We start from the raw sequence: 6,350 nt of genomic DNA on the forward strand, positions 1-6,350 counted from the left end.
CGCGACCGGTTTCCGCCCGAGGCGACCCGGCCACCGCCGGGCGCCGCATCGCGGGGGCCCGCCCCGCGCACGGCCGCCACGGACAACGGCGTGAAGCCGCGACGAAGGACGCACGGCGAATGAACCAGCACCCCAAGCTCGACGACCCCCTCGTGCTGTTCATGCCCTCGGGCAAGCGCGGCCGCTTTCCCGTCGGCACGCCGATCCTCGACGCCGCGCGCCAGCTCGGCGTCTATGTCGAGAGCGTGTGCGGCGGCCGCGCCACCTGCGGCCGCTGCCAGGTGGAGATCCAGCAGGGCCATTTCGCCAAGCACAAGATCGTCTCGGCGCCCGACCACGTCTCGCCGGTCGGACCGAAGGAGGCGCGCTACGCCGAGAAGCGCACCCTGCCGGAAGGCCGCCGCCTGTCCTGCTCGGCCACCATCCAGGGCGACCTGGTGGTCGACGTGCCGCAGGACACCGTGATCAACGCCCAGGTCGTGCGCAAGGACGCCGACGACAAGGTGATCGAGCGCCGGCCGGCGCTCAACCTGTGCTATGTCGAGGTCGAGGAGCCCGACATGCACAAGCCGCTCGGCGACCTCGACCGGCTCAAGGCGGCGCTGATGCGCGAGTGGGGCTACGGCCGGCTGGAGGCCGACGCGCATCTGCTGCCCGTCGTCCAGTCCATTCTGCGCGAGGGCGAGTGGGCCGTCACGGCGGCCATCCACCAGGACGGCGAGGACGACGTGCCGCGCATCGTGGCGCTGTGGCCCGGCCTCAAGAACGAGGCCTACGGGCTGGCCTGCGACATCGGCTCGACGACCATCGCCATGCATCTGGTGTCGCTGCTGTCGGGCCGCGTCGCCGCCTCGGCCGGCGCGTCGAACCCGCAGATCCGCTTCGGCGAGGACCTGATGAGCCGGGTCTCCTACGTGATGATGAACCCGGAAGGCCGCGACGCCATGACCCGGGCGGTGCGCGAGGCGGTCTCCAAGCTGGTCGACAAGGTGTGCGCGGACGGCCAGGCCGAGCGAGCCGACGTGCTCGACGCCGTGTTCGTCGCCAATCCGATCATGCACCACCTGTTCCTCGGCATCGATCCGACCGAGCTCGGCGGCGCGCCCTTCGCGCTCGCCGTGTCGGGCGCCGTCAAGGCGCGCGCGGACGACCTGGCGCTCGACCTCAACCCCGGCGCGCGGCTCTACCTGCTGCCGTGCATCGCCGGCCATGTCGGCGCCGACGCCGCCGCCGTGACGCTGTCGGAAGGGCCGCACCGGCAGGACGAGATGATGCTGATCGTCGACGTCGGCACCAATGCCGAGATCGTGCTCGGCAACCGCAGCCGCGTCGTCGCCGCCTCCTCGCCGACCGGCCCGGCCTTCGAGGGCGCCGAGATCTCGGCCGGCCAGCGCGCCGCGCCGGGCGCCATCGAGCGCGTGCGCATCGACCCCGAGACGCTGGAGCCGCGCTTCCGGGTGATCGGCACCGAGCCGTGGTCGCACGAGCCGGGCTTCGCCGAGGCGCTCGGGCCCACCGGCGTCACCGGCATCTGCGGGTCGGGCATCATCGAGGTGATCGCCGAGATGTATCTCGCCGGCATCATCTCCGAGGACGGCGTCATCGACGGCGCGCTGGCCGCCCGCAACCCGCGCGTGGTGGCCGCCGGCCGCACCTTCTCCTACGTGCTGAGCGAGGCCGCGCCGCGCCTCACCATCACCCAGAACGACGTGCGCGCCATCCAGCTCGCCAAGGCCGCGCTTTATGCCGGCATCCGGCTCCTGATGGAAAAGCAGGGCGTGACGGCGGTCGACACCATCCGCTTCGCCGGCGCCTTCGGCTCCTTCATCGACCCGAAATACGCCATGGTGCTCGGCCTGATCCCCGACTGCGAGCTCGACAAGGTCTCCGCCATCGGCAACGCGGCCGGCACCGGGGCGCGCATGGCGCTGCTCAACCGCGACTACCGGCGCGAGATCGAGCAGACGGTGCGCCGCATCGAGAAGATCGAGACGGCGCTGGAATCGCGCTTCCAGGAGCATTTCGTCAACGCCATGGCGCTGCCCAACAAGGTCGACCCCTTCCCGCGGCTCGCCGCCCGGGTGCCGCTGCCCGCGCGCCGGACCCCGGCGACGGCCGACGCGGCCGACGGCGCACCGCGCCGGCGCTCGCGCGCCGAACGCGCCGCCCGCCGCAACCGGAGCTGACACGGCGGCCGCCCGGCTGCAACGCGGCGGAGCCGTCCTGCACCTGGCCGAAGGACAGCGCGGCTCCTGCCGGTCTTGCCCGACGCGTCGTGCGGACGGCGAACCGGGTTCCGTTTCGCCTGCAAACGCTCTTTATGACGCGTTGTGCGGACGGCGAACCGGGTCCCGTTTCGCCTGCAAACGCTTTATAGCTGTGGCCTGACCGGACCGCGCCATGCCGAGCTTCAAGAGCCACCTCGTCGCCTTCGTCCTCAAGGCGACCCGCAAGAAGGCGTTCGCCTCGCCGGAGAACCTGCACGCCTGGATCGCCCGCGCCCGCACGCGCCAGGACCACCGCCCGCCCGCCGCCGTGGCGCGCCGGCTGGCCGTCACCGAGCAGCGCGTCGCCGCCATGCCGGTCTTCCGGGTGCGCCGGCGCGGCGGCGCGGCCGGCGGGCCGGCCATCGTCTACCTGCACGGCGGCGCCTACTGCTTCGAGATCACGCCGCATCACTGGCGCCTGATCGCCGAGCTGGCCGAGCGCCTCGACGCCACGCTCACCGTGCCGATCTATCCGCTCGCCCCCGAACACAGCTTCGAGGCGATCTTCGCGCCGATGCGCGCGCTCTACCGCCGGCTGGTCGAGGAGGAACCGGCCGACCGGCTGATCCTGATGGGCGATTCGGCCGGCGGCAACATGGCGCTGGTGCTGACCATGATGGCCGCCGAGGCCGGCCTGCCGGCGCCCGGGCGCCAGGTGCTGATCTCGCCCGGCCTCGACATGTCGCTCGCCAACCCGGCGATCCGCCGCATGGCCGACCGCGACCCCTGGCTCGACATCCCCGGCGGGCTGGAGGCCGTGGCGCTCTACGCGCCGGCGCTGGCGCGCACCGACTGGCGCGTCAGCCCGCTCTACGGCGACCTGTCGGTGCTGCCGAGGACGCTGGTGCTCTCGGGCACGCGCGACGTCCTGAGCCCCGACACGGTGCTGTTCGCCGAGCGCGCGGCGGCCGCCGGGGTCGACGTCGAGCTGGTGCTCGAGCCGGACATGATCCATGTCTGGCCGCTGATCGACATGCCGGAGGCGCGCCATGCCCGCGACCGCATCGTCGCCTTCTGCCGCGCGCGATAGCGCGTTGCCAAGCGAATCGGAAACCGGTCCAGCGCCGGAAAGTCCGTAAAATCAATATGTTGGAGCCGTTTTATGATTCAGTGCGACGCAGAACGGCGGCAAGATGCCATGCGTTCTGGCAGAATCCGGCATGTGCATCATCGGTTTGCCGTCGCTTCGCGTCAGGCGGGGGCGCGCGGCGCGGCGACGATGATGGCCGCGCCGACCAGGCAGATGCTCGCGCCGACGACGTCCCAGCGGTCGGGCCGCACGCCCTCGACCAGCCACAGCCAGGCGAGCGAGCTGGCGATGTAGACACCGCCATAGGCCGCATAGGCGCGGCCGGCCGCGCCGACCTCGGCGAGCGTCAGGAGCCAGGCGAAGACGGCGAGCGAGACGAGCCCCGGCAGCAGCCACCAGGCCGGCTTGTCGAGCCGCAGCCAGGCCCAGAACGCGAAGCAGCCGGCGATCTCGGCGATCGCCGCGCCGAGATAGGCGGCGGCTGTCGGCATCGGCTCCCCTCCTGCGTGCGGGCCGGATGAGGCCCGAGTCGCACCGCCCTGGCAAGCGCCGCCGCGCCGGCGGCCCGCCGGCTCACGCGCGCGCCACCTTGTCGCGCATCGCCTTGGTGACCGACTGGCGCCACGCGGCCGCCTCGGCCCACGGGTCGGCCTCGCCGACCCGGCGCGCCGCCTCGGCGAGGCCGAAGGTGTTGGCCGCCTCCAGCGTCTCGAGCTCGTCCCAGGAGACCGGCATCGCCACCGGCGCGCCGGGCCGCGCGCGCGTCGAATAGGGCGCGATCGCGGTGGCGCCGCGCTCGTTGCGCAGCCGGTCGAGGAAGATGCGGCCGCTGCGCTTGGCCTTCGCGGCCTTGGCGACGTAGCGCCCGCTGTCCTCCTCGGCCAGGCCGTAGGCGAAGTCGCGCGCGAACTGCTTGACCTGCGGCCACTCCGCGCGCCGCTCGAGCGGCGCGACGACATGGATGCCCTTGCCGCCGGTGACCAGCGCCACCGTCTCCAGCCCGAGCGCGGCAAGCCGCGCGCGCAGGTCGAAGGCGGCCGCGCGCACGTCCTTGAAGGTGATACTCTCGTCCGGGTCGAGGTCGAAGACCAGCCGGTCGGGCCGCTCCAGCCGGTCGATGCGCGAGCCCCAGATGTGGAACTCCAGCGTGCCCATCTGCACCGCGGCGACGAGCCCGGCCAGATCCTCGGCGAACAGATAGCTGTCGCGCTTGCCGTCGGCCTCGGCGATCTCCATGCGCTTCAGCGCCTCCGGAAACCCCTTGTGGCCGTGACGCTGGAAGAAGCACGATTTCGAGCGCCCCTGCGGGCAGCGCACCAGGCTGACCAGGCGGTTCTCGACGAGCGGCATCATGCGCTCCGCGACGCGCTCGTAATGCGCCGCGAGATCGGCCTTGGTCACCCCCTGGCCGGCGAACAGCACCTTGTCGGGGCTCGACAGGCGGATGCCGGCGAAGCTGTCGCGCGCCTCGCCCTGCGCTTGCGTCTCGGCCACGGTCTCCTCCTCGGCCCGCTCCAGCGTCACGGCGCGCGCCGCCTTGTCCTCGCGCAGGCCCTTGAACACGCCGTGGCGCACCATGCCGTCGGCGGTGAATTCGGTGAACTCGATCTCGGCCACCAGGTCGGGCGTCACGAAGCGCGCGCCGCGCGCGATAGCCCGCGGCAGGTCGGCGAAGGGCGAGGTCTTGCGCGCGCGGCTGCGGAACCTGTCGGCCAGCGCGTCGAGCGCATCGCCGTCGAAGCCGCTGCCCACCCGGCCGCGATAGACCAGCCTGTCGCCCTCGTAGGCGCCGAGCAGGATCGAGGAGAAGGCGCGGCCCTTCTTGTCGGACGGCGACCAGCCGCCGATGACCAGCTCCTGGCGCTTCGAGCACTTGACCTTGAGCCAGGCGCGCGAGCGGCCGGAGCGGTAGGGCGCGTCGGCGCGCTTGGCGACGATGCCCTCGTGGCCGGCCGCGCAGACCTTCTCGTGCACGGCCGCCGCGCCGCCCAGCACATGGGCGGAGTAGACGAGCGGCGCGCTGCCTTCGCCGATCAGCGCCTCGAGCCGCCCTTTGCGCTCGACCAGCGGCCGGTCGCGCAGGTCCTCGCCGTCCTCCTCCAGAAGGTCGAAGACGAAGCAGGTGAGCGCGCCGCCCGTCTTCAGCGCCTGCTGCAGCGCGGAGAAGTCGGTGCGCCCGCCGGCCCCGAAGGCGACGATCTCGCCGTCGATCAGCGTGCCGTCGGTGGCGAGCCCGGCGGCGGCCTCGGCGACCGCCGGGAAGCGGTCGGTCCAGTCCTTGCCGTTGCGCGTGTAGACGCGCGCCCGGCCGCCGGCCACCGCGATCAGTGCGCGGTAGCCGTCATACTTCATCTCCGACAGCCAGGCCTCGCCCTCCGGCGCGGCATCGACCAGGGTGGCGAGCTGCGGCTCGCGCCAGCGCGGCATCGCCGTCTTGGCGCCGGGCCGGCGCCGGCGTGGCGCAGCCGGCGCCTTGCCGGCGGCCTTCGACGTCTTCGGCGTCTTCGGCGTCTGCCGCCCGGCCGCACCGTCGCCGGCCGCGCCCGACCACTGCACGTCCGACGTGGCGATCTGGCGCATCGTGCGGCCGCTCGCCACGCTCTTGGCATGCTTGTTGAGCACGTCGCCGCGGCGCAAGGCCGCCCCGTCGTCGTTCTTGACGAGCAGCCAGTTCTCGCGGCTCTCGCCCTTGCGGCGGCGCATGCGCACCAGCGACCACTTGCCCGACAGCCGCTCGCCGTGCAGCGTGAAGGTGAGCTTGCCCTCGGCCAGCCCCTCCTGCGGGTCGGTCTCCGGCTCCCAGGTGCCGCGGTCCCACAGCATCACCGTGCCGCCGCCATACTCCTTCTGCGGGATCGTGCCCTCGAACCCGCCATAGGCGAGCGGGTGGTCCTCGGTGCGCACGGCGAGCCGCTTTTCCGACGGGTCGAGGCTCGGCCCCCTGGTCACCGCCCAGCTCTTCAGCACGCCGTCCCACTCGAGCCGGAAATCGTAGTGCAGCCGCGAGGCGTCGTGCTTCTGCACGACGAAGGCGAGCCCCGCGCCGGCGGCCG

General features: G+C 72.7%; 4 protein-coding genes. 2 read left to right on the forward strand and 2 right to left on the reverse strand.

What is annotated here, in order from left to right; all coding sequences use genetic code 11:
* The first annotated feature begins 119 nt into the window (after nucleotides 1-119).
* Both N1F89_RS20050 and N1F89_RS20055 read left to right on the forward strand, forming a co-directional pair.
* Entirely contained in the window at nucleotides 120-2,186 is a 2,067-nt protein-coding gene (locus N1F89_RS20050; protein WP_290086233.1) for an ASKHA domain-containing protein, read from the forward strand.
* Nucleotides 2,187-2,400: 214 nt separating this feature from the next.
* Nucleotides 2,401-3,297, forward strand: a complete 897-nt coding sequence (locus N1F89_RS20055; protein WP_290086234.1) for an alpha/beta hydrolase — start codon at nucleotides 2,401-2,403, stop codon at nucleotides 3,295-3,297.
* Nucleotides 3,298-3,458: 161 nt separating this feature from the next.
* On the opposite strand, the gene N1F89_RS20060 is transcribed toward N1F89_RS20055, so the two are convergent.
* Both N1F89_RS20060 and ligD read right to left on the reverse strand, forming a co-directional pair.
* Nucleotides 3,459-3,788 (reverse strand): YnfA family protein, encoded by a 330-nt coding sequence (locus N1F89_RS20060; RefSeq protein WP_290086235.1) that lies wholly within the window; start codon nucleotides 3,786-3,788, stop codon nucleotides 3,459-3,461.
* A gap of 82 nt (nucleotides 3,789-3,870) precedes the next feature.
* Nucleotides 3,871-6,350: DNA ligase D (ligD, locus tag N1F89_RS20065; RefSeq protein ID WP_290086236.1), on the reverse strand; the 2,480-nt coding region annotated here is incomplete at its 5' end.

It is taken from the genome of Aquibium sp. A9E412, from assembly GCF_030398335.1.
GTDB lineage: Bacteria > Pseudomonadota > Alphaproteobacteria > Rhizobiales > Rhizobiaceae > A9E412.

Bases quoted from the DNA above. Each gene is read 5' to 3' on its own strand.
- N1F89_RS20060 (WP_290086235.1), bottom strand. From the start codon at position 3,788: ATGCCGACAGCCGCCGCCTATCTCGGCGCGGCGATCGCCGAGATCGCC.
- N1F89_RS20055 (WP_290086234.1), top strand. From the start codon at position 2,401: ATGCCGAGCTTCAAGAGCCACCTCGTCGCCTTCGTCCTCAAGGCGACC.
- N1F89_RS20050 (WP_290086233.1), top strand. From the start codon at position 120: ATGAACCAGCACCCCAAGCTCGACGACCCCCTCGTGCTGTTCATGCCC.